The organism is Bradyrhizobium sp. CB2312 (genome assembly GCF_029714425.1).
Lineage (GTDB): Bacteria > Pseudomonadota > Alphaproteobacteria > Rhizobiales > Xanthobacteraceae > Bradyrhizobium.
The window spans coordinates 6,453,914-6,474,070 of sequence record NZ_CP121668.1; the positions used below are offsets into that span (position 1 = coordinate 6,453,914).

Here is a 20,157-nt window from a genome sequence, read left to right on the forward strand (position 1 = left end):
ATCCGACCTCAAAATGCATCTATCTGATCCCATTGGTTCAATTGACCTTTTTGCGACATGCGGTCGCACCTCTCGCATTTGCAAAATCTAATACCGCTTAAGCATCCTTAACGGGCCCCGCGGTGAAATCGCACCTATCGTTGAGCATGGACCATTTGCATTCGGCCGCCGCCACGACGGCAGTCGAATCCAAGAGACGGGACAAACAATGCTCACCGATATGCAAGCGGCCGGTGCCTGGTCGACCTATCAACCGAACCGTCGCAACTCTGATCCCCAGCGGGACACTCGCGCATTTCCCCTCGAACGAAGATGGCGTCAGCCCGGCCAACGGACCGGCACTGCACCTGACGACATCACGATCTCGCGCTGGACCTGTGTGCAGACAGGCATAAGGCACGAAGAGGCTACGACGCCTGTCGACCGATATTTCTTCGCGATCGCCTTGAGGACGACCCGCGTCAAACTGACCAGAGGCCGTCACACCATCTTCGACGGTGTCATGCCGGCAGGCTCGCTGTATATCGGCGCGCCATCGCAGCAGCTCAGCGCGCAGTTCCACGCACCGTGCGATTTCCTGCACTTCCATGTCTCCGCCAGCAGTTATTTTCCGCCTCTGCGGCCCGGAGCAGGATCTACCTCGCATGAGGGCCTCAATGACCTCATCCTGCTTCGCGATCCCTTCGCCGAGCAGCTTGCGAAAGCGCTGACCGAACGCGGCCATTCGGCCGACCGCGAATTCGCGCGCTGCATCGGCCAGACGCTGGCCATGCACCTCGCCCGGCGTGAGCTGCCGCACACGAGAGTCAATGCCTTGCCGAAATGGCGGCTGCGGCGCGTCGAGGAATATGTCGGGACACACTTCGACCACTGCATCAGCCTCTCCGAGCTTGCCAAGGTCGCGGGGCTGTCCAGGATGCATTTCGCGGCCCAGTTCCGCGCCGCGACGGGATATCGGCCGCGCGAGTATCTGCTGCATCAGCGCATCGAGCGTGCGAAATCGCTGTTATCGAACACCGATACGACGTTGGCCGAGGTGGCGCTGATCGTCGGCTTCTGCACGCAGGCGCATTTCTCGACCGTCTTCAAGCGGATCACGGGTGATACTCCCGCGCGGTGGCGATGCACCAGCCGGAACGCGTCGGCTTCGTCCAGGCTCTCCGCCGCTGATCCGGCCTCGACATCGAAGACGATGTCTCACGTGTTGCCCGCGGACTTCGCGTGAATCATGCGAAATGGGAAATAGCCGGGGTTCGTGAAATACTTCTGCTGCGGGATCGGCGATGTTGTGCATGTTAGGTGACTGAGACCCCGAAGTCACCGCTCGAGCCTCCCTCCTCCCTGGGCATCCGAGCATTTTAGGGCCGTCCTCCCCAAGGGACGGCCCCTTTTTTCGACCACGTAGCGAGATGGACGGCATCACCAATCCGAAACCGGCCGGCTCTAGGCGCCGAGTCGGTGCGCGATCCAGGCGCGCACGCCCTGCAGACTTCTGAAATCATCCAGCGAGCGCGCCGGCAGTCCGGTGTCGATGCCCGCGACCATCGCGCTCAGCGCGTGCCCCGGACCGAGCTCGAGAAATCCTGTCGCACCGGCTTCGACGCAGGCTTGCAGGCAATCGGCCCATTGCACAGTGTGCGATATCTGCGCGGCAAGCTTGTCGAGGCCGCTCTCGAGCGAGACGACCGGAGCGGCATCGATCCCGCTCAGAATGCGCCCGCCGGTCCTGGGCGGAAACGCCACCGGCACGCGACCCAAGGCTTCACGAAATACGGTGGACGCTCCGGCGAGCCGCGGGGTGTGGGAGGCGACCTCGACCGGCAACGCAACGATCCTCGCAGCGTGCATCGCCCGCGCGTCTGCCGCAATCCTGTCCAGCGCCTCGCGGCCGCCGCCGATGACGAAGGCGTCGCCCGGATTGACGATGGCGATGGCTGCGCCATGGCGCTCGCAAAGACGAGCGACCTGCTCTCGCGATAGCCCGCGGACGAAGATCAGCCTGTCGCCAGCGTGCGTCGCCGCATCCATGACCTCTGCGCGGCGCGCGACGAGGTCAAGCGTGAGGATCGCGTCGAACAGGCCTCCAACGCCCCAGGCCGCGACCTCGCCGACGCTGTAACCGGCAATGATCACACCGCGTGGAATGGCATCGCCGAGCGCGGCTGCCGCGGCGAGCGCCTGCAGGGTACACAGAATCTGGCCAGCGCGGTTGCGATGCAGGGCCTCGTCGGGCTCTGTGCGGACGAAATCGCGCGGATCCTTGCCGCCCAGCAATGTCGCGGCGTGTGCAAACAGGTGCGCGGCTTCCGGCGCATCGCCGGTGAGGGCGAACATCTCCCGGTGCTGCCTGCCTTGTCCCGAGCACAGAATCGCGAGCGACATAATCTCGGCCTAACGGGGAAAGAACGCTGCGATCGCAATCGCCAGGGTCACGACGCTGAACGCGGTGCTGGCGATGACCATGGAGCCGACCGTCGCGGAATCCAGCCGGTAATTGACGGCAAACAAAATCCCGAAGAAGCCCGAAGGCAATGCCGCGAGCAGAATTGCCGTCTTCGCGACATCGGGTGCGAGGTGAAAGCCGTAGACGATCGCGACGGCCAGCAGTGGACGCAGGACGTCCGCCGCTCCCGTTGCGGCAATCACTCTCCAATCCAGGCGGAGCGACTGGGCCGACAGAACGAGACCGGTCAGGAACAAGGCGACACCTGCAGCCGCGTTCCCGATCAGAGTGAGACAGGAATGGACAAGGGGATTGAGATTCATGCCGAACAACGAGAGCACCACGCCGAGCGCGGGTGCCCACACCACCGGCTTGACGAGCGCGCGCCGGATGGCCGTGAGAACCGGCGACGCCGGTGCATCGGCGCCGCGGGTCTTGCTGGCGCTCATTTCGGCGATCACGAGGGTCAGGGGGCTGACGAGGACCGATCCGGTTGCCAGCGCGACGGCGACCGGAACGACGCCAGCCGGCCCGAGCACGGTCGACAGGATCGGTAGACCGACGCCGGCAAGATTCGGAAAGCCGACCGTCAGGGCCTGCACCGCAGCGTCGGACCTCCTCACCACGAAGAAGGTGCGCTCGAACCAGTACCAAGCGAGATAGATGATCAGCATTGTCAGGCCGAACACGAGGAAGACCGGAGCCTGGTCGGTGATCCGGTCGCGCGGGGCCGATGCGGTCGCGGCGAATAGCGAGGCCGGCAGGGCGAAATCCATCACCAGCGCATTGAGACCTTCGACGTGACCGTTGTCGGCGATGCGGGCCTTGCCTGCAACGAACCCCAGCAGCAGCACGAAGAAGACCGGCACCAGCGCCATCAGGATGACGTTCGACGTCATGAGCTCAGCCTCTCATGGGCATCGACGAAGAGCGTCATCGCAAGCAGGTCGGCCGACCCGCCCGGGCTGAGACGGCGGGCGACGAAGCTGTCGTGGATCGATTGCGCGCATGCGCGCCAGCCGGGCGCGCGGACGCCGCCTGAAGCGATGAAGCGATGCGCTGCATCACGTGCAAAGCAAAGGCCGCCGAGCCCGCCGCGATGCAGAAGATTGGTGTCCTCGACGGATGCGATCAGGGCGAAGCACGCCTCGACCCGTGCGGCTTCCGTGTCTTCCGCCGCGACCGGCGCCGCTCTCCGCAGGGCCGGCAAACCGATCCGGTAGACACTGGGGAATCCGCTCGCGGCTTCAAGGCGCGCGCCGCCGGCGCGAAAGCGGCGGCGAGCCGCGCTGCCGTGGCTGTGCAGCAGCACCGGGCCGTCGAAAATGCTGTCGCCCCACAGCCGCGCGACGACATCGCCGAGTGGAAGCCCGGGATCGACCAGCCCGCCAGCCTTTGCGCCGGCCGCCGCGCAGAGCAGGCCGAGCCCGAAGATCGCGCCACGGTGCGTGTTGACACCCGAGGTCGCCGCTAGCATCGCCCGCTCCGCCTCCAGGCCGATGATCCGCAGCCGCCCCATGCCGCAGCCGAGCGCGCCCGCATCGGCGAGGCGCTGAAGGTAAGGCCGGATCGCCGCGGCGCTACGACGGAACGTTCCGGCATCCATGTCGTCGTGACTGCCATTGTCGACATGGCTCACGAGGCCTGGCTTCGGCCAGGTATCCAGTTCCTTGAGGAGGCAATCGGCCGCGAGATCGCCGATTGCGGAGACATCGGACCCAATTCGCGCCCGGCGCAGGGCAAGCGGTTCAGCGCCTCGCAAGGCTGCGGTGATCATGATCCCCCCGCTCCCGAAATGAACAGGTCCCTGTCGAGCAGGGTCACACCCTCGATGCTCTTGACCAGAAGCTCGTGCGCACCGGCATGGAATTCGCGCCAGTTCACCGCGGCACCATCGGCGCGCATCAGTTCGCCATCGAACCGCATCGGCGCTTCGATCTCGATCGCAGCCAGATCGGCGACGAGACGATCCAGATCGCTTTCGGGGCGAATCTCGAACAGGAGGTCGAGATCCGAGCGGGCGGTTACGTAGTCAAGCCCGGTCAGCGCCTCCCAAGCGAGACTGCCGAACACGCGCACGTGCACCGAATGGCGAAGTGCGAGCGCGTCGAGCCCATCGAGCGTCGGCCGCCAGCATTGCGGAGCGGATGCACGCACTTCCCTCAGCGACGGCGGCCTCGCAACCGCGACGATGTCGTCGAGGCCGGCAAGAAGGGAGAGCCGCTTCTTGCCGGCAGAGGGAGGCAAGGGCAGCCCCAATGCGAGGCCGGTTGCCTCGCATGGCAGCGCCCGCCGCCGGATTGTCGGCCATCCCAACTCCGCCCAGTGCAATACGAGGGGATCGCACGCGAGATCGCCATGCGGAACGAGCAGCGCGCGCCATCCTTCCGGGCGGACGAAGACGAGGTCGTGACGACCGGCGGGTCGATCAACGTGCTTGCAGGGCGAGGTCACGAACACGCTCCGCAATATCGGCAGCCTTCAGCCGGCCACCACGCGCCTTGCCCAACGCATCCCGCCCGTCCCGCGCGGCGGGAATGTCGGCCAGCAACGCTTCCAGCTGATCGGCGAGCGAGGTGCCATGGCTCCATGTCGCGTGGACGGCGCCCATCTGCGCGAGATTGGACAGGCCCGGAGCGAACACCGGCGTCGACTTCGCCTTCGCCTCCAGCGCTTCCATCGACAGCTTGGTGACCTTCGCCATCGACGGCAGGTCCATCACCGCAGGATCCGCGCCGGGAAGCCCCACCAGCATGCGGGTCGCAAGTCCGGTCGCAAGCAGCGCGCCCGCAGCCGAGTGACCGTAGAGAAGGCCGATGGTCGGGCGGCCGTTCATGTCCGCGTGGATCAATACCTTCGCCAGATGCGCGAGGAATTCGTTCAGGCCGAGCAATTCGTCGCGCTTGCTCATGCGCTGGCTGTCGCTGTCGACGAGCACCAGGATCGGACCGCTGTCGCGGTCGATCGACCTGAGCACATGGCCGGACAATCTGATCGCCTCGTCGACGCCCAGCGCGGTCCGGTCGGCGACGCCGAGGACGAGCATGCTTGCGCCGGATCGCAGCGTCGCCGAACCGAGCAGCACGCCCTTGTCGTTCCTGACCTGATGTCCGTCGGGGAAGAGTGCGGCAAGAATGTCAGCGAGCGTCACGGCTGGTCCTCCCGATCCTGTCGGCGAGCGCAATGAACTGATCGGCCGGCAGCTCCGGAACCGTTTCGGCATGCGCGATGCCTTCCGCCGTCCAGACGTCGACGGCATCCGAGCAGGCGCCGTAGCGGCGCAACCGGTCGGCAAGCCGCTCCTGCTCGGCCTTCAGGCTGTCGAGGTCGAAGGGACCGACCAGACCCAGTAGCTCCAGCGCGGCCTCGCGGAAATCCTGCACATTGTCGTCGGCAAAGACGTCGGCGGCGCCGAGCAGCCGACGGTGCTTGCCGCCCATGGTGCGCCAGACCAGGGCGCGATCGCGGGAATCGAACTCCTCGACACCGCGATTGGTCTCAATCACTTCGGGACCCGACACCGCGATGCGCCCCTGCTCCGAAACGGCGAGCGCCGAGCAGCAGCCTGCGATCAGGCCGCCGCCGCCATAGCATCCGGACCTGCCGCCGATCAGGCCGATCACCTTCACGCCGGCGGCGCGCGCTTCGATCACCGCCCGCATGATCTCGGCGATCGCGAGCTCACCGGCATTGGCTTCCTGCAACCGGACGCCGCCGGTATCGAACAGGATCAGGACGGGGATCGAGCCGATCTGGCACGCCGCGCGGAGCAGCCCTGTCAGCTTGGCGCCATGCACCTCGCCAAAGGCGCCGCCCATGAAACGTCCCTCCTGCGCGGCGACGAACACCGGCGAGCCGTCAATGCGGCCGCGACCGACGATAATGCCATCGTCGAACTGCTCGGGAAGATCGAATATCTTCAAGTGCGGACTGACCTCGCGCTGCTCCGGTCCGATGAACTCGGCGAAGCTGCCGGCATCGAGCAGCAGTTCCAGCCGGGTGCGGGCCGACGCCTCGTAGAAGCTGGTGCTGCGGGCGCGTTCGGCCGGGGTGATGTCCTTGAGCTGCGCGGTCATTGGTCGTCCTCCGCGATCAATCGCACCGCCTGCGCCAGCCGAAGCGAGACCGTATCGGGGCGTGCGCCGCCGTCATTGATCGAGAATCTCAGCCCGCCGGGTGAATAGCGCTCGACGAAATCGCCAATCACGGCAGTCCACACCTCACCGAAGCCGATTGCCGCGGTCTTGATGTCGAGGGCGCATTCCGCATCCGGCAGGACGCGCTCCACCAGCACTTCCAGATTGCCCGAGGCGACCACGCCGACGATCGCGCTCTGCCTGGTGCCGCCGGCCCGTGCGCGAACCCTGTGCTGAAACTTGAGATCTTCCATGGACCGTCCTCACCAGTTCCTGAATTTCGACGGCGGCGCATAGAGTCCACCCGACCAGCGCACGAGATCCTTGATCGAGCGCGCCGCCAGCATGCTGCGATCCGCATCGAGCGGGTTGATGCCGAGATCCTCCGGGCGGCGGATCACCCCGCGCTCGCGCAGTCGCACGACCATGCCGTGGTCCCGTCGGCGGCCGACGTCGGTGTAGCCGGCGACACCGCGGATCGCCTGCTCGCGCTCCTGTGCGGTGCGGCACAGCAAGAGGTTCGCCACGCCCTCCTCGGTGACGATATGCGTGACGTCGTCGCCATAAATCATGATCGGCGCGAGCTCGAGGTTGAGCTTCTCCGCGAGCTCGATGGCGTCGAGCTTCTCGACGAACAGCGGCACGTTCTTGTCGCCGAACGTCTCGCCGATCTGCACGACCAGCTTGCGGCCGCGGCGCATCAGGGCCGCACCGTCGGGGTCGGCCTCGACTCCCGCCTTCAGCCAGGGCTCGCTCGGATGACGCCGCCCACGAGCATCTGCGCCCATGTTCGGCGCGCCACCGAACCCGGCGATGCGGGACGTCGTGACGGTCGACGAATTCCCCTGCAGGTCGATCTGCAAGGTGGAGCCTATGAACATGTCGCAGGCATAGAGACCGGCGGTCTGGCAAAAGGCGCGATTGGAGCGTAGCGAGCCGTCAGGGCCGGTGAAGTACACGTCGGATCGGGCGCGGATGTAGTCGTCCATGCCGACCTCCGAGCCGAACGAGTGGATCTGCCGCACCCAGCCGGACTCGATCGCGGGAATCAACGCCGGATGCGGATTCAGAGCGAATTGGGTTGCGATCCTGCCCTTCAGTCCCAATCGTTCACCGAAAGTCGGCAGCAGCAGCTCGATTGCGGCGGTACTGAAGCCGATGCCGTGATTGAGCCGCTGCACGCCATAAGGCGCATAGATGCCCTTGATCGCGAGCATCGCGGTCAGGATCTGGCCCTCCGTGATCGCGGCCGGATCGCGCGTGAACAGCGGCTCGACGAAGAAGGGCTTGTCGGACTTGACGATGAAGTGGACCCGATCCGCCGGGATGTCGACCCGCGGCACCGTCTCGACGATCTCGTTGACCTGGGCGATCACGATGCCGTCCTTGAAGGCGGTGGCCTCCACCACCGTCGGCGTGTCCTCGGTGTTCGGACCGGTGTAGAGATTGCCCTCGCGGTCGGCGCTGACGGCAGCGATCAACGCGACGTGCGGCGTCAAATCGATGAAGTAGCGGGCGAACAATTCGAGATAGGTGTGAACCGCGCCAAGCTCGATCTTGCCGCCGAAGAGCATGCGGGCGATGCGCGCCGATTGCGGCCCGGAATAGGCATAATCGAGGCGCTTTGCGACGCCGCGGTCGAACAGGTCCAGATGCTCGGGAAGAACGACGCCGGACTGCACCATGTGCAGATCGTTGACCTTCGCGAGATCGACTGCGAGCAGCGCGCGGCTGAGCAGATCGGCCTGCTTCTGGTTGTCACCCTCGAGGCAAACCCGGTCGCCCGGCTTGATCACCGCCTCCAGCAGCCGCGTGGCATCGTGCGCCGCCACGAGCTTGCCGCGCGCGAGCCCGACGCCTGCCGCGATGCGCGCATCGCGCGCGGCGCGGTTGTTCTGCCAGCTCGTCATGACTTCTGTTCCTTCGCGGCATTGGCTCCGCTCCAGAGCGACCCGGGATTGGCGCGATCGGGATAGAGCTCCAGCATCGCCTCATAGAGCTCGCGTGGCGATGCCGTCGCTTCGTCGAGGCGATTGAAATCGAGCAGATATTGCCGGGTTTCCGCAATGTTGCGCGGGTGATCGTCATTGTCCGGCTTCTTATGTCCGGCGATCACGAAACGCGGCTTCAGTGCCTCGAGCCGGTCGAGCGCGGCGATCCATTCCAGCCGGCTCGCAGTATCGGTTTCGGCAAGATAAGGATGGATGCCGTTATAGATGGTATCGCCCGCAACGATCAGGTCGAGAGATGGAACATGCAGCGCGGTGGACCTCGCCGTATCGGTTCGGCCCATATCGATGACGGCGAGCTTGTGTCCTTCCAGCATAAGCTCGCCCGCCAGCGGCTCGGCCGCGACCAGGCGCTCTGCGATCTCGCCCGGAAAGCGCTTACGCCAGAAACCATCGAGCGAGGTCGGCGAAAGCTGAGTCTTCATCTCGTCGACGACGTCGGGAACGGCCACGGCTCTGGCATTCGGAAAGCGGTCGAGCAGCGGCACGAGCCCGAAGAAGTGATCGCCGTGGCCATGCGTCACGTAGATCGCGGTCAGATTGCGGCCGCGCGACACGACCCAGTCAAGCAGCGTCTTCGACTGACCGGCGGTGAGGAACGTATCGACCAGCACCGCGTCTCGCTCGCCATAGATGAGGGTTGAGGAGTTCGCGACCCACATCAGGTCCGGATTGCCCGAGGGCAAGTCGCGACTGAGTCCGGCTCGCTTCACCGTCGTCGCGCTCCAGTTCAGGGCGGCGCTGCTATTCTCGATCGGGCTCATGGAATTCTCCGGGATGGGCAGTCGGACCGGCGGGAGTGCTGTCGCTCCCGCCGTCCTTCCTTCTGCCGACCGTGCGTCAGGACCGGCAAAATACGTCGTCAGCGCGTGGCCGGCTGCTGGATGCTGCGCGCGGCGCGGGCAATCACGGCCGCCACTTCCTTCGGGTGCGACTCGTAGACGGAGTGGCTGGCGCCGGGGATCACGGTGGTCTGGCTCTTGGCGCGCTCGTAGTACCAGCGTTCGAGATCCGGATTGATGATCTGGTCGCCGCCGGCAACGATGCCCCAGCTCGGCTTGGTCTTCCACGCGGCCGCGGTCAGCGGCGTGCTGAACACCTGGGTCGCGGCCAGAACCTGGGAGCGCGCAGCGAACTCGGCGCGCTCGCGCGGCAGATCGGGCGCGAACAGTTTCGGGAATTGCACGGGATCGAGATAGGTGAATTTGTCGGGTGTGATCTTGATGACGCCTTCGGTCTTGCCGAGCACGCTCGGCGTCTTCTTGCCGAGTGCCGCTTCGTCCTCGCCGACGTCGGGCGCGTGAGCGGCGACGTAGACGAGACCCACGACGTTGGGATGGACGCCGGCTTCGGTGATGATCGAGCCGCCATAGCTGTGGCCGACGAGGAGCGTCGGACCGTCCTGGAGATCGAGAATCCGCTTCGCTGCCGTGACGTCGTCGGCAAATGTGGTTTCGGGCTCCTGCACCATCGTCACGCGGAAACCGTCCTTGGTCAGGATCTCGTAGACGGGCTTCCAGCCCGACGCATCCACCCAGGCGCCGTGCACCAGGACGATGTTCTTCAGGGGTTCCGCGCGAGCCGGGGCGACGGTCGCGAACAGGGAGAGAGCGGCGGCGAAGGCGAGGCCTGCGTTGAGGTGTTTCATGTCGGGATCACTCCGGGTTGGAATGACGCGACACTAGATTCGACGCCCGCTTGCGTATTTCGGCAAACAACGGCCGTTGCCACTTCGCACGCCGGCAAGTGTTTGCCGCAGCTCTTCCCGCTCGCGTCCGGTTTTTTCTGACGGCACGACCTCCTGCGCATGCGGAGCGGCAGGCGTTCGTAAGCGAAAGACGGCGTGTATCGGTTCTGTCATTCGAGACAGATGTTCAAGCACCGAGAGGATCGACAATGACATCGAATTCACTCATCCGGATTGCAGCTATCAATATAATCCTGCTGGAAGCGGCATCCCCGGTTCATGCGGCGCCCTGCAAGGATTCGATCTGGCGCGTCCAGGCGCAGTTGGACGCGGCCATCGAGAAGAATGCCGGCGCACATGGTTGGGGCCCGGAAAGTCTCAATGCGCTGCGCAGTCATCAGCCGACACCACGATCGCTGGCAGAGGCCGAAGGCGCGAGCGGAGCGCATCTTCGGCTCGCGCTCGATGCCCTCGATCGCGCGCGCGCCGCGGACCGTTCCAAGGACATTGCGAGGTGCCGCCGGGAGCTGTCCGAGGCAACGCTGCTGCTTCAGAAGCAGCCACAATGAGGGAGATCCCACCCGACCGTGCGGCCAGACAGCCGGACGTGCGTTCAGGGAATACCAGTGCGCCGGCCGCTTCCTATCGTCCCGCGCAAGTGAAAGACTCCGGAGCAAGCCCATGCAAGAACAGCTCTCATCGAACAGATCCAGATACCGCCGGTCTGCATCGATGCATCTGCGCGTGGCGCTCGCAGCTAGCTGGATATGGCTGATCCCGGCTGCGGCAAATGCGCAAATGACGCTGCCGACGACGCAGCCCCCCGTCGGCATGTCCGCGACTTCGCCGCTCAACCTCGGCTCGACGCGGCCTGAAGGCATTCCGCTGGGCTCCACAGAAATCACAACGCCCGGCGTGTCCCCGATCAATCCTTCGCTGGGCATGACGAACTGCCCCGTCTCAGGCAATACCGGATCATCGGGCGCACCGTTCGATGGCGGCGGGCTCTCCGGAAGCTCGTCGCTCGCCTGCCAGAGCGGCACGACGACGCCATCCGCCCTGCCTGCCCCGACATCCACGATTGGTCGCGTCGGAATTCCGCTCGGGTCCACCGAGCTCGGCGGCGCAGGAACAAGTCCGTTTGTGCCGGTGCCCGGCCCCACGTCCGCGGGCAGCACGCTCCCAATCGACGGCTCCAGCAATCCCTGAGATCACCCAGGAGCATCACCGTGAAGCGGACCCTCACCATTGCATCCGTTGCTCTCGCCGCGATCCTGATCGGCGGAGCCCTCTGGTTCTTCAGTAGCGATCAGAAGCCGGCCGTCGCGGCCGCGCCGGTACCCGTCGCCGTGCCGGTGGTTGCTGCCACCGTCACCGGCAAGGACGTCCCAATCTATCTGCGCGGCATCGGCACGGTGATTGCCTACAACACCGACATCGTGCGCAGCCAGATTCAGGGGCAGATCGTCAAGATCGCCTTCACCGAGGGACAGACCGTCAAGACCGGCGATCTGCTCGCCCAGATCGACCCACGGCCTTATGAGGCCCAGATCGAGCAGCTGACGGCCAATCGCGACAGGGACCAGGCGCAGCTCGTCAATGCCGAGGCCAACCTGTCCCGCTACAATCGGCTCGGCGACAAGGGCTATGCGACCCCGCAACTGATCGAGACGCAGACGGCGCAGGTGGCGCAGCTCAAGGCCGCCGTGAAGGCGGACCAGGCCCAGATCGACGAGGCCAATGTCCAGCTCAGCTACACGCGCCTGACGTCGGCGATTCCCGGCATCACCGGCGTTCGCCAGATCGATGTCGGCAACGTGATCCATCCGACCGACCCGAACGGTCTTGTCGTCGTCACGCAGATAGAGCCGATCTCGCTGCTGTTCACCCTGCCGCAGACCGACCTGCCCGTGATCCAGCAGCACGCAGCAAAGGGAGAGCTGAAGGTCATCGCCTACAGCCAAGACAACAAGATCAAGCTCGACGAAGGCACGCTGCTGCTGGTCAACAACGAGATCGCGGGCACGACCGGCACCGTCCAGCTCAAGGCGGTGTTTCCGAACCATGAGCATCGGCTGTGGCCGGGCCAGCTGGTGAACGCACGCCTGCTGCTTGAGATTCAGAAGAACGCGCTCACTGTTGCCGGCTCGGCTGTACAGCAGGGGCCGAACGGCAGCTATGTCTATGTCGTATCTCCCGACCAGACCGCGGCCTTGCGTTCCGTTCACGTCGCGCAGATCAGCGATGGCCAGGCCCTGATCGACCATGGGCTGAAATCCGGCGAGGTCGTCGTGGTCGACGGCCAGTATCGGTTGACTGAAGGCAGCCGCGTTCGCGAGCTGCACGACAAGGCCGCGCAGGAAGCCGACCTGCAGAGCGCCGTGCAGGATGCGATCCCATGAACCTCTCCGCGCCGTTCATCCTGCGCCCGATCGCGACCGCCCTGCTGATGGCAGGCCTGCTGCTGCTCGGCCTTGCGGCCTATCCGCTGCTGCCGGTCGGCGCGCTGCCGAACGTCAATTACCCGACCATCCAGATCTCGGCGCAATTGCCCGGCGCCGACCCCGGAACCATCGCCTCGTCGGTCGCCACGCCGCTCGAACAGCAGCTCAGCCAGATCCCAGGTGTCACCCAGCTCACCTCGTCCAGCGCGCTCGGCGTTGCCCAGCTCACGGTGCAGTTCGAGCTGTCGCGTACCGTGGACAGCGCTGCGGTCGACGTGCTCTCCGCGATCAATGCCGCCAGCCCGTTCCTGCCGCAGAACATCCCTTACCCGCCGACGATCAGGAAGGTGAATCCGGCCGAGACGCCGATCATGCTGATCGCGCTGACGTCGGACTCGCTGCCGCTGACCACGGTCGACGCCTATGCGGAAAACATCCTGCTGCCGAAGATCTCGCAGGTTCCCGGCGTCGGCCTCGTCGGCATCGGCGGACAGCAGAAGCCGGCCATCCGCATCCGCGTCAATCCACAGGCGCTTGCCGCCCGCAGTCTCGGCCTCGAGGATGTCCGCAACGTGATCGCCGGCGCCAATGTCGACCTGCCCAAGGGCACGCTCAACAGCCCGCGCGTCACCTACACGCTGAACACCAACGACCAGCTGCTGAAGCCCTCCGCTTACGAAGACCTCATCATCGCCTATCGCAACGGCTCGCCGGTGCGCCTGCGCGATATCGGCTCGGCGATCGAGGCGCCCGAAAACGACCTCCTGGCCGGCTGGTACGGCAAGGAGCCCGCCGTCATCCTCGCCGTCCAGCGCGTCCCCGGTGCCAACGTCATCGAGACTGTCGACCGCATCAAGAAGCTGCTACCGCAGCTCCAGGCTTCCGTTCCGCCGGCGATCAAGGTGACGATCGCCGCCGATCGCACCGCCACCATCCGCGCCGCGGTCTCCGACGTTCAATTCACGCTGATGCTGACGGTCGCCCTGGTGGTGATGGTCATATTCCTGTTCCTGCGGAATTTTTGGGCCACCATCATCCCGGCGATCACCGTTCCTCTGGCGCTGGTCGGCACATTCGCGGTGCTTTACGTGCTCGGCTACAGCCTGGACAACCTCTCGCTGATGGCGCTGTCGATTGCAGTGGGCTTCGTGGTCGATGATGCCGTCGTCGTCATCGAGAACATCGTGCGCCATCTCGAGCAGGGCATGACGCCGATGGAGGCTGCGCTCAAGGGCTCCAGCGAAATCGGCTTCACGATCGTCTCCATCACCCTGTCGCTGATCGCGGTTTTCATCCCGCTGTTCCTGATGGGCGGCTATGTCGGCAAGCTATTCCAGGAATTCGCCGTCACGATCACCGCCTCGCTGCTGCTGTCGCTGGTCATCTCGCTCACGCTCACGCCGATGATGTGCGCGCGGCTCCTGAAGGACGATTCGCGGAAGAAGCATGGCCGGCTCTACCTCGTCTTCGAGCGAGGCTTCGATGCCCTGCTTGCGCTCTATGCGCGAGGCCTGCGCGTCGTGCTACGCCATCGCTTCGTGACGCTGCTCGTGATGCTCTCGACCATCGCGCTGACCGGCTATCTCTACGTGATCATTCCGAAGGGCTTCTTCCCGCAGCAGGACACCGGACAGATCGTCGGCATCACCGAAGCCGCCCAGGACATCTCCTTCCCAGCGATGTCCGAACGCCAGCAGGCGATCGTCAACATCCTCTTGAAGGACCCGGCCATTCAATCGGTGGCAAGCTATATCGGCCCCGGCGGCCCGACCGCAACGCTCAACCAGGGGCGCATCTTCATCGTCCTGAAGCCGAAGCCCGAACGCAAGGCCAGCGCTGACCAGATCATCAACCGCCTGGGCCCCCAACTCGCCCACATCCAGGGCATCACGCTCTACATGCAGGCGGCGCAGGACATCACGATTGGCGCACGACTCTCGAAGACACAGTACCAGTACACGCTGACAGACGCCGATTCCAACGAGCTCAACCACTGGGCTGCGATCTTCCTGGAGAAGCTCCGCGCCCTCGACGGCATCACCGACGTCGCGAGCGACCAGGCCAATGCCGGTCCGCGGCTGGAGGTCACCGTCGATCGCGAAGTCGCCTCAAGTTTCGGCATCCTGCCCACGACGATCGACAACACGCTCGACGACGCCTTCGGCCAGCGCATCGTCTCCACCATGTTCACCTCGCTGAACCAGTATCACGTCGTGATGGAGGTCGACCCGCGCTTCCAGTACGGCCCCGAGGCGCTCAAGGACATCTACCTGAACTCGGCCACCGGCCAGCAGGTCCCGCTCAGCACGCTGGTTCACAGCGTGATCAAGCCCGCGCCGATCCTGATCAACCACCAGGGCCTGTTTCCGTCGGTGACGATCTCGTTCAACCTGAAGCCCGGCGTGGCGCTGGGCGATGCGGTGACGGCGATCCAGAAGATCGAGAAGGACACCGGCAAGCCCGCCTCGCTGTCGACCTCGTTCCAGGGCAACGCCCAGGCCTTCCAGTCGTCCCTGCGAGGCACGCCGCTCTTGATCGGTGCGGCGCTGATCGTGATCTACATCATCCTCGGCGTTCTCTATGAGAGCCTGATCCACCCCATTACGATCCTGTCGACGCTGCCTTCGGCCGGCATCGGCGCGCTGCTGCTGCTGCTGGCGGTCCACATGGACCTCAGCGTCATCGCCATCATCGGCATCATCCTCTTGATTGGCATCGTCAAGAAGAACGGCATCATGCTGGTCGACTTTGCTCTCGAGGTGGAGCGCCAGCATGGGCTCAGCCCGGAAGAAGCGATCTACCAGGCCTGCACGCTGCGCTTCCGCCCGATCCTGATGACGACGATGGCGGCGCTGCTCGGCGGCGTGCCGCTGATGATCGGCTCCGGCACCGGCGCGGAGCTGCGCCAGCCGCTTGGCTATACCATCGTCGGCGGCCTGATGCTGTCGCAGGTCCTGACGCTCTACACCACGCCGGTCGTCTATCTCTATCTCGACCGGCTCGGCAATTGGCTCACCGGGCGCAAGCCGCGGACCGAGACATCCATCCCATCCACGACCGAGGCAGAGACGGGAATGAGCCATGAATCCGCTTGAGAAAGTGACGGCCGGCATGACGGCGGAAAAGCTGGTGACCGTCACGAGCGAGATGACGGTCGGCCACGTGGTGCCGGGCATGCCCGCCGTCTACGGCACCCCCCTGATGATCCTGCACATGGAGATGGCCGCCGGTTCGGCGGTTCAGCCCTTCCTGCCTGCAGGCCATGTCAGCGTCGGGATGATGGTCAATATCCGACACCTCGCGGCGACGCCGGTCGGCCGCACGGTGCGCGCGGTGGCACGGGTCATCGCGATCGAAGGCAGGAGCATTCTGTTCGAGGTCGAGGCCTGGGATGGCGACCGAAGGATCGGCGACGGCACCCACCGCCGTGGCGTCGTTGATGTCGCCGAATTCGAGCGGCGATTCGGCGTTACGACGCCTGTGGCGGAGATGGCCTAGGTCGCAGGCCGGCAACCCGAACGCGGGTTCGTGCGTTTTGACAAAGCGTCTGCGAAAACGCAAAAGACCACCCTTCGGCGGCCCGGTAGACCTTCCGCATGATGCTCGAACGCCTGGATGGCTCTAATCCCGTACAGCCCCAGCGATGGTGGCACCGTTTGCTACCGATCCAGACAATCCAGGATCGGATTCTGCTGTGGGCTTGGGGTAGCCTTGTTTTGACCCTGCTGTCCTTCGCCTGTTCACTGCTCGGCGACAATTTCACAGCGATCGCCTTCGCTGCTTTCCTCGCCGCTTCGCTGACGCTCGTCGGCGCCATCATGGATATCACGGCCCTGAAGAAGGCCCACGCCGAGCTGGAGCGGAGCGAGCTGCGCTACCGCCATTTGTTCAGCCGGATGCCGATCGCATTCCGGCAGCTCGACGCCAGCAGGCTGGTCGCGCTGTTTCGAAAGCTGCGCGCCGAGGGCGTCAAGGATCTCGGCGCCTATTTCGACAGCCATCCCGAGTTTCTGCGGACCTGCATGGACGCGCTCTCGTTTCAGGAGGCCAACGAGCACGCCATCCAGATGTTCGGGGGAGGCACGGAAGGCTATGTCGGACGTTCCCTGGCCGACAGCTGGAAGGAACGCCCCGACACGTTCCGGCGCGCGATGGAATCCCGCTATCGCGGCGAGACGAACTTCGAGGAAGAGACCAGGATGGTCACGTGGGACGGCCGTGTCATCGACGTTCTCTTCACGACCGCCCGCGTCGGCCCGATCAACGATCTCGAAGTCAGCCTGGTCGGTACGATCGACATCTCACAGCGCGTCCGCGCCCAGCAGAAGCTCCAGCAGGTGCAGGCCGAGTTCGCACATGCCGCGCGCGTCTCGATGCTCGGCGAGCTCACCGCCTCGATCGCCCACGAAGTCAATCAGCCCCTCGCCGCCATCGCCACCAACGGCGCCGCTGGGCTGCGATGGCTGAACCGACCGACTCCCGATATCGTCGAGATCCGCAAGACCATCGAAAACATCGTCGTGGATACCCAACGCGCCGCAAACATCGTGGCGCGCGTCCACGGCATGGCCTCGCGAAAAGCCCCCGAGCAGGCATCCCTGTCATTCGACGAGATCATTCGCGAAGCGCTTCTGTTCCTGCGGCACGAGCTCGAATCCCACAACGTCACGATCCTGCACCGGCCGGCCCCGGCCGCGCCGCAGGTGTTCGGCGACCGCACCCAGCTCCAGCAGGTCATCGTCAATCTGGCCATCAACGCGATCCAGGCGATGAGACAAGCGGGAGGCGGCGATCGCAGGATCGTCATCAGCACAGTCACGCAAGACGCGACCATGATGTGCTGCTCCGTGGAGGACAACGGCCCGGGCATCGCCGGCGAACATGCCGGCCGGCTCTTTGAGAGCTTCTTCACGACCAAGGAGAGCGGCATGGGCATGGGACTTCCCATCTGCCGGTCGATCGTCGAAGCGCATGGCGGACGCATCGGTGCAGAGGACAGTGCCGCGCATGGCGGCGCCCGTTTCTGGTTTACCCTGCCGATTTCCGTCGCGGCGGATTCGCCGCGGTCCGATCTCCATGCGGATGCCTGACCGCAGCTTTTCCGCGGTTACCCCTGCTGCTCCAGGCCGGCCGAACGCACCAGACGGATCGGGACACCCTTGTATGACGGCGTGAAGCTGAGGGGGTCGCGGGCATAGAGCGGCACCAGCGGATTGGTCTCCGGGTAGTACGCTGCACAGCAGCCAGTCGGGAAGGAATAGGCCACGACGCGGAAGTTGCGCACGATCCGCTCGGCCCCGTCGGTCGAGGCGGTGATCAGGTCGACGCGATCGCCGTCAGCCAATCCCCTCCTCTTCAACTCGTATTCGTTGAGGAACACCACGTCGCGCTGGCCGAACACGCCCCGGTAGCGATCCGACATCGAGTAGAGGGTGGTGTTGTACTGGTCGTGGCTTCGTATGGTCGTGAGCCACAGGGAATCGTCATCACTCTCCGGCGGGTCCTCGCCGCAACCCGGGAAGACCAGGAAGTTGGCCTTACCCGACGGTGTCGCCCAGATACGTTCGCGCGCCGTCGAGGTGAGATGGAAGCCGCCGGGAACGCGGATGCGGGCGTTGTAGCCCTGAAAGATCGGGAACACCGCCTCGATCGCATCGCGGATGCGGTCGTAATCGGCAACGAAACCGTCCCAGTCGACCACGCTGCGCTCCCCCAACGTCGCCTTGGCGACGCCGGCGATGATCGCGACCTCGCTGAGCAGATGCTCGGATGCCGGCTTGTTGCGGCCGCCGGACGCATGCACCATCGACATCGAGTCCTCCACCGTGATCGATTGCGGACCCGTCCCCTGGATATCTATCTCGGTGCGGCCGAGGCACGGCAGGATCAGGGCAGCGCGGCCATGGATCAGGTGGCTGCGGTTGAGCTTGGTCGAGACGTGGACGGTCAGATCGAGCTTGCCGAGCGCCGCCTGGGTCGCCTGCCAGTCCGGGATGGCAGCGGCGAAATTGCCGCCCATCGCGAAGAAGGCCTTCACCTCGCCGCGGATCATCGCTTCCAGCGCGGTCACTACATTGTGCCCCGGCGCGGACGGAGGCTTGAAGCCGAAGCGTTGCTCCAGCCGCTCGAGAAAGTCCGCCTTGGGAACCTCCGTGATCCCCACGGTCCGATCCCCCTGCACGTTGGAATGACCACGAACCGGGCAGACGCCGGCGCCTTCGCGCCCGACATTGCCACGCAACAGCGCGAGATTGGCGATCTGCTGCACGTTGTTTGCGCCACGCCAGTGCTGGGTGATGCCCATGCCGTAGACGAGGATGGCGCGCTCCGCCTTCATGTAGGCGCCGGCTGCATATTCCATGTCTTCGCGCGTCAGGCCGGACTGGCGTTCGATGCCCGGCCATTGCGTGCGCTTGAGATCATCGATCAGCGCCTCGATGCCGACGGTGTGCCCGCGGATGAAGTCCCAGTCCAGGATCTCAGGCTGCTCCGCGGCGCGGGCCGCCTCGTCGGTCTCCACCAGGACCTTCATGATCCCCTTGAGGGCGGCGACGTCACCGCCGACGCGCACCTGGAACAGCTTCGAGCTGATCGTCGTCGACGACAGCGTGATCATCTCGACCGGGCTCTGCGGCGCCTGGAAACGCTCCAGCGCCCGCTCGCGAAACGGATTGAATGAGATGATGGAGGCGCCGCGGCGGGCCGCATTGCGCAGGCTGGTCATCATCCGCGGACTGTTGGTGCCGGGATTTTGGCCGAAGATGAAGATGCAATCGGCCTGGTCGAAATCCTCCAGCAGCACGGTGCCCTTGCCGACCCCGAGCGAGTGCGGCAGGCCGACGCTCGTCGCCTCATGGCACATGTTCGAGCAGTCGGGGAAATTGTTGGTGCCGTATTCACGCACGAACAGCTGATAGAGGAAGGCGGCCTCGTTCGAAGTCCGGCCGGACGTGTAGAACTCCGCCATGTTCGGATCCGGCAGCGCCTTAAGCTCACGGCCGATCATGTCGAACGCGTCACTCCATTCCACCGAGAGATAGCGGTCGGATGCGGCATCATAGGCCATCGGATGCGTGAGCCGCCCGACCATTTCGAGATCGTAGTCGCTCCAGGTCGATAACTCCGTAACGGTATGCTCGGCAAAGAATTCGGGGGTACAGCGCTTCGACGTCGCCTCCCAGGCGATCGCCTTGCCGCCGTTCTCGCAGAATTCGAATGACGACGTGTGCTTCGGATCCGGCCAGGCACAGCCGGGGCAATCAAAGCCTTCCGGCTGGTTCATCCGACGGAGCGTCGCCGCCCCCTTCAGCGGCACCCGCTGCACCAGAAGCGCCTCGCTGAGCGCCTTGAGTGCACCCCAGCCGCCGGCGGGTTCACGGTAAGGACGAACCGATTTCGTGGTCATCTGGACATCTCTCGGTATGGCAATTCGCCCGGT

The 20,157-nt window shown here is 65.0% G+C and carries 17 protein-coding genes and 1 pseudogene; 7 read left to right on the forward strand and 11 right to left on the reverse strand.

The features are described from left to right. The first annotated feature begins 208 nt into the window (after nucleotides 1-208). Nucleotides 209-1,259, forward strand: a pseudogene (locus QA642_RS31625) (AraC family transcriptional regulator). 184 nt (nucleotides 1,260-1,443) lie between these two features. Here the strand turns inward: QA642_RS31625 and QA642_RS31630 are convergent. From QA642_RS31630 to QA642_RS31675, 10 genes are all read right to left on the reverse strand, one after another. Then, complete coding sequence (locus QA642_RS31630) at nucleotides 1,444-2,382, reverse strand: acyltransferase domain-containing protein (protein WP_283080362.1); 939 nt, start codon at nucleotides 2,380-2,382, stop codon at nucleotides 1,444-1,446. A 9-nt stretch (nucleotides 2,383-2,391) separates the two neighbouring features. Beyond that, nucleotides 2,392-3,342: an AEC family transporter gene (locus QA642_RS31635; RefSeq protein ID WP_283080363.1), complete on the reverse strand. Its 951-nt coding sequence runs from the start codon at nucleotides 3,340-3,342 to the stop codon at nucleotides 2,392-2,394. Continuing rightward, a complete protein-coding gene (gene mdcB / locus QA642_RS31640) occupies nucleotides 3,339-4,220 on the reverse strand; it encodes a triphosphoribosyl-dephospho-CoA synthase MdcB (protein WP_283080364.1) in 882 nt (293 codons plus the stop codon). Before mdcB ends, QA642_RS31635 begins: the two co-directional genes overlap by 4 nt. Next, nucleotides 4,217-4,897, reverse strand: coding sequence for a malonate decarboxylase holo-[acyl-carrier-protein] synthase (gene mdcG / locus QA642_RS31645; RefSeq protein WP_283080365.1), 681 nt, complete (start codon nucleotides 4,895-4,897; stop codon nucleotides 4,217-4,219). The genes mdcB and mdcG overlap by 4 nt, the downstream gene beginning before the upstream one ends. Next, entirely contained in the window at nucleotides 4,872-5,594 is a 723-nt protein-coding gene (gene mdcE / locus QA642_RS31650) for a biotin-independent malonate decarboxylase subunit gamma (RefSeq protein ID WP_283080366.1), read from the reverse strand. The genes mdcG and mdcE overlap by 26 nt, the downstream gene beginning before the upstream one ends. Further along, a complete protein-coding gene (locus tag QA642_RS31655) occupies nucleotides 5,581-6,519 on the reverse strand; it encodes a biotin-independent malonate decarboxylase subunit beta (RefSeq protein WP_283080367.1) in 939 nt (312 codons plus the stop codon). Before QA642_RS31655 ends, mdcE begins: the two co-directional genes overlap by 14 nt. Further along, on the reverse strand, nucleotides 6,516-6,833 hold the full coding sequence (mdcC, locus tag QA642_RS31660; RefSeq protein WP_283080368.1) for a malonate decarboxylase acyl carrier protein: 318 nt from the start codon (nucleotides 6,831-6,833) through the stop codon (nucleotides 6,516-6,518). The genes QA642_RS31655 and mdcC overlap by 4 nt, the downstream gene beginning before the upstream one ends. Before the next feature lie 9 nt (nucleotides 6,834-6,842). Then, on the reverse strand, nucleotides 6,843-8,489 hold the full coding sequence (gene mdcA / locus QA642_RS31665) for a malonate decarboxylase subunit alpha (RefSeq protein ID WP_283080369.1): 1,647 nt from the start codon (nucleotides 8,487-8,489) through the stop codon (nucleotides 6,843-6,845). After that, nucleotides 8,486-9,352 carry an MBL fold metallo-hydrolase gene (locus QA642_RS31670; protein WP_283080370.1) on the reverse strand — a complete coding sequence of 289 codons (867 nt, stop codon included), beginning with the start codon at nucleotides 9,350-9,352 and terminating at the stop codon, nucleotides 8,486-8,488. The genes mdcA and QA642_RS31670 overlap by 4 nt, the downstream gene beginning before the upstream one ends. Before the next feature lie 98 nt (nucleotides 9,353-9,450). Continuing rightward, nucleotides 9,451-10,236, reverse strand: a complete 786-nt coding sequence (locus tag QA642_RS31675) for an alpha/beta hydrolase (protein WP_283080371.1) — start codon at nucleotides 10,234-10,236, stop codon at nucleotides 9,451-9,453. A gap of 248 nt (nucleotides 10,237-10,484) precedes the next feature. Between QA642_RS31675 and QA642_RS31680 the strand changes: the two genes are divergently transcribed. From QA642_RS31680 to QA642_RS31705, 6 genes are all read left to right on the forward strand, one after another. After that, nucleotides 10,485-10,844 carry a hypothetical protein gene (locus QA642_RS31680; protein ID WP_283080372.1) on the forward strand — a complete coding sequence of 120 codons (360 nt, stop codon included), beginning with the start codon at nucleotides 10,485-10,487 and terminating at the stop codon, nucleotides 10,842-10,844. A gap of 229 nt (nucleotides 10,845-11,073) precedes the next feature. Beyond that, nucleotides 11,074-11,484 carry a hypothetical protein gene (locus QA642_RS31685; protein ID WP_283080373.1) on the forward strand — a complete coding sequence of 137 codons (411 nt, stop codon included), beginning with the start codon at nucleotides 11,074-11,076 and terminating at the stop codon, nucleotides 11,482-11,484. Between the two features lie 20 nt (nucleotides 11,485-11,504). Next, on the forward strand, nucleotides 11,505-12,677 hold the full coding sequence (locus tag QA642_RS31690) for an efflux RND transporter periplasmic adaptor subunit (protein ID WP_283080374.1): 1,173 nt from the start codon (nucleotides 11,505-11,507) through the stop codon (nucleotides 12,675-12,677). After that, a complete protein-coding gene (locus QA642_RS31695) occupies nucleotides 12,674-15,814 on the forward strand; it encodes an efflux RND transporter permease subunit (RefSeq protein ID WP_283080375.1) in 3,141 nt (1,046 codons plus the stop codon). Before QA642_RS31690 ends, QA642_RS31695 begins: the two co-directional genes overlap by 4 nt. Beyond that, nucleotides 15,801-16,217 (forward strand): thioesterase family protein, encoded by a 417-nt coding sequence (locus tag QA642_RS31700; protein WP_283080376.1) that lies wholly within the window; start codon nucleotides 15,801-15,803, stop codon nucleotides 16,215-16,217. Before QA642_RS31695 ends, QA642_RS31700 begins: the two co-directional genes overlap by 14 nt. A 218-nt stretch (nucleotides 16,218-16,435) precedes the next feature. Further along, nucleotides 16,436-17,809 (forward strand): ATP-binding protein, encoded by a 1,374-nt coding sequence (locus tag QA642_RS31705; protein ID WP_283080377.1) that lies wholly within the window; start codon nucleotides 16,436-16,438, stop codon nucleotides 17,807-17,809. Nucleotides 17,810-17,826: 17 nt separating this feature from the next. On the opposite strand, the gene QA642_RS31710 is transcribed toward QA642_RS31705, so the two are convergent. Then, on the reverse strand, nucleotides 17,827-20,124 hold the full coding sequence (locus tag QA642_RS31710) for an FdhF/YdeP family oxidoreductase (protein WP_283080378.1): 2,298 nt from the start codon (nucleotides 20,122-20,124) through the stop codon (nucleotides 17,827-17,829). Nucleotides 20,125-20,157: the final 33 nt, after the last annotated feature.